The following is a 3,481-nucleotide window of genomic DNA, read 5'->3' on the forward strand; positions in this document are numbered from 1 at the left end:
CGTACTTGTCCTCGTCGCCGTACTTGTCCTCGTCGCCGTACTTGTCCTCGTCGCGGGAGTCCCGGCCGTTGTCCGAGCCGTACTCGTCCTCGCCCCGGTAGTCCCGGCCCTTGTCGGAGCCGTGCTCGTCCTTCGAGTCCCAGCCCTTGTCCGAGCCGTGCTCGTTCCGGTAGTCCCGGCCCTTGTCCGAGCCGTGCTCGTCCTTCGAGTCCCGGCCCTTCTCGTCGCGGCTGTCATCCGCGTCCTGGCCGTGCTCCTCGCCCTTCCAGTCCTTGCTGCCCTCGTCCTCGTAGGCGTCGGCGGCGGCGCCGCCACCCTGGCCGCCGGGCTGCGACTCGTCCTTGCCCTCGTGGTCCTTGCCGTTCTCGTCCTTGCCGTTCTCGTCCTTGCCCTCGTGGTCCTTGCCCTTGTCGTCCTTGCCGTGTTCGTCCTTGCCGTTCTCGTCCTTGCCCTTGTCGTCCTTGCCGTTCTCGTCCTTGCCCTCGTGGTCCTTGCCCTTGTCGTCCTTGCCGTGTTCGTCCTTGCCCTCGTCGTCCTTGCCGTTCTCGTCCTTGCCCTCGTCGTCCTTGCCGTTCTCGTGGTCGTAGGAGTCCTCCTCCTCGCCCCACTTGCGGTCCTCGTCCCGGTCTTCGTTAACCGACTTGAGCTTGACCTTGCCGGTGACCTTGGACCACACGAACGCGTGCTCCTGCCGATCCGGGCAGATCTCGAGGAGCTTGATCTCTTCGCCGGCCTTGACGACGTGCGGCTTGGCGTAGACCTTGCCGTCCTGGTCCCTGCCGTCGTCGTGGCCGTTGGCGTAGGCGATCCCCGGTGCGAACACCAGGAGCGACGCGCCGCCGAGCGCGGCGCCCGCAACGACCTTCCCGAGCATCTTCTTAGCCATGACCTGCGTCACTCCATCCCTGTTGTCCTGAGCTCGGCGACAACCGAGCTAAGACCGACGTTAGACCGTTTCATGACTTATGAAGTGAAAGATTCGCGTTTTGACCTTTGGTAGGAGTAAGAGGCGAAGGGGTGCTACGCGGCTTTCAGCGCGGCCCGCGTCATCTCTGGTGGCGCGGCGCCTTCCGGGCGGCGCACGGCGTTCGGCGCTCGTCGAGCCGGACCGCGCCGGTCATCCGGTAGCGCCGGCGGTGGTCTCGGACGTGCCGCTCGGGTCGGCTCGGGGGTATCGTCCGAAACGGATGCGCGGGTTGACCATGGCGCGAGGCATCGAGCCATTGCCATGGAAGCGCTCCCATGTAAGAATCGGCGCACGCGGTTCGGGGAGCCACACCGCGCAGGCAGGCAGTCGAGGGCACCCGGTTCACCGGGGCGACAACCCGCCGCCGATCGACCGGCCACCCCGCTGGTCGTGCACCACCACCACCATCGCCCGTCCGGGTCGGGCGTCCCCGAAAAATCCCGTTGGCGCCGGCGGCCGTCCGTGCAGGACGCTCACCGGGCCGTCTCGCCGGGCCGTACGTGGGCCCGGTCTCGCCCAAGGAGATCAGTGGCATGAATGTGTGGAGAAGGCTGTCCGGCCAACGCCGGGCCCTCGCGCTCGCCGGCGCGGGTGCCCTGGTCGCCGGTGGGTTGGTAACGATCCCCGTTACGGCGGCGCAGGCCGCGACGCAGTGCGAGATCGGCTACTCGTCGAACGACTGGTCCGGCGGCTTCACCGCGAGCATCACCATCAAGAACCTCGGCGACCCGGTCAACGGCTGGACGCTGGGTTGGACCTTCCCCAACTCCAGCCAGCGGGTCCAGCAGGGCTGGTCGGCAGAGTTCACCCAGTCCGGCAGCCAGGTCACCGCCCGGAGCCTGTCCTACAACGGCACCCTCGGCACTGGCGCGTCGACGAACATCGGCTTCAACGGCGCCTGGAGCGGCAGCAACCCGAAGCCGACCTCGTTCACCCTCAACGGCGTGGTCTGCAACGGCGGTGGCACCAACCCCACCACGCCGCCGCCGACCAGCCCACCGCCCACCACGCCGCCCCCGACCACGCCCCCGCCGACCACCCCGCCGCCCACCACGCCTCCGCCGACCACCCCGCCCCCGGGAGTGAAGGTGGACAACCCGTACGCCGGGGTCCCGGGCTACGTGAACCCGGAGTGGAAGGCCAAGGCGAACGCCGAGCCGGGCGGAAGCCGGGTCTCCAACAACCCCACCGCCGTCTGGTTGGACCGGATCGCCGCGATCAACGGCACCCCGGACAGCAGCTCCAACGGCGCCTTCGGAGTGCGTGACCACCTGGACGAGGCGCTGCGTCAGGGCGCCGGCTACATCCAGTTCGTGATCTACAACCTGCCCGGCCGCGACTGCTCCGCGCTCTCCTCGAATGGTGAGCTGGGCCCGGACGAGCTGCCCAAGTACAAGGCCCAGTACATCGACCCGATCGCCGCGATCCAGGCCGACGCGAAGTACCGGAACCTGCGCATCATCAACGTGATCGAGATCGACTCGCTGCCGAACATCGTGACCAACACCTCGGGTCAGCCCGGCGGCACGGTCATGTGCGACACGGTCAAGGCCAACGGCGCGTACGTCAACGGTGTCGGCTACGCCCTCGCCAAGCTGGGCGCCATCGGCAACGTCTACAACTACATCGACGCCGGCCACCACGGCTGGCTCGGTTGGGACAGCAACTTCGGCCCGACCGCCGACATCCTGAAGACCGCCGCGGTCGCCTCCGGCAGCACTGTCAACAACGTGCACGGGTTCATCACCAACACGGCGAACTACTCGGCGCTGCAGGAGCCGTACGTCAAGATCACCGACAACGTCAACGGTCAGACGGTGCGGCAGTCCAAGTGGATCGACTGGAACTTCTACGTCGACGAGCTGTCGTTCGCCCAGGCGTTCCGGACCAAGCTGATCTCGGTGGGCTTCAACTCCAACATCGGCATGCTGATCGACACCTCCCGCAACGGTTGGGGCGGCTCCGCCCGGCCCACCGGCCCGGGCGCGACGACCAGCGTCGACACCTACGTCAACGGTGGTCGGATCGACCGCCGGCTCCACGCGGGCAACTGGTGCAACCAGGCCGGTGCCGGTCTCGGTGAGCGGCCCCGGGCGAACCCGGCGACCGGCATCGACGCCTACGTCTGGGTGAAGCCGCCGGGTGAGTCGGACGGCTCCAGCAAGGAGATCCCGAACAACGAGGGCAAGGGCTTCGACCGGATGTGCGACCCGACGTACGGCGGTAACGCCCGCAACGGCAACAACCCGTCCGGTGCGCTGCCGGACGCGCCGATCTCCGGTGCGTGGTTCTCCGCGCAGTTCCAGGAGCTCATGCGCAACGCGTACCCGGCGCTCTGACCGGATCGCTCCCGTAACCACCCGCCGCCGGCAGTAGGTGAGGCACTGCCGGCGGCAGGTCCCCCGGGTCCCCGACCCGACCGTCACGGTCGGCGGCGGCGAGCAGGGGCGTCGACGACCCGCCCGGTGTCCAGAACCGCAGGTTGTGACCGGGCTGCATCCCGCCGGCCAGCTC

2 protein-coding genes are annotated in these 3,481 nt (G+C 68.3%); one reads left to right on the plus strand and one right to left on the minus strand.

What is annotated here, in order from left to right; genetic code table 11:
• Window positions 1–886 (minus strand): hypothetical protein (locus tag AB0F61_RS10305; RefSeq protein ID WP_357806526.1); only part of this gene is annotated, 886 nt, incomplete at its 3' end.
• A 614-nt stretch (window positions 887–1,500) separates the two neighbouring features.
• Here AB0F61_RS10305 and AB0F61_RS10310 point away from each other — a divergent pair.
• Complete coding sequence (locus tag AB0F61_RS10310) at window positions 1,501–3,306, plus strand: glycoside hydrolase family 6 protein (protein ID WP_357806529.1); 1,806 nt, start codon at window positions 1,501–1,503, stop codon at window positions 3,304–3,306.
• Window positions 3,307–3,481 lie beyond the last annotated feature (175 nt).

The organism is Micromonospora sp. NPDC023888 (genome assembly GCF_040639415.1).
GTDB lineage: Bacteria > Actinomycetota > Actinomycetes > Mycobacteriales > Micromonosporaceae > Micromonospora.

Excerpts from the sequence above, each read along its gene's own strand:
- AB0F61_RS10310 (WP_357806529.1), top strand. The coding sequence starts at position 1,501 with ATGAATGTGTGGAGAAGGCTGTCCGGCCAACGCCGGGCCCTCGCGCTC.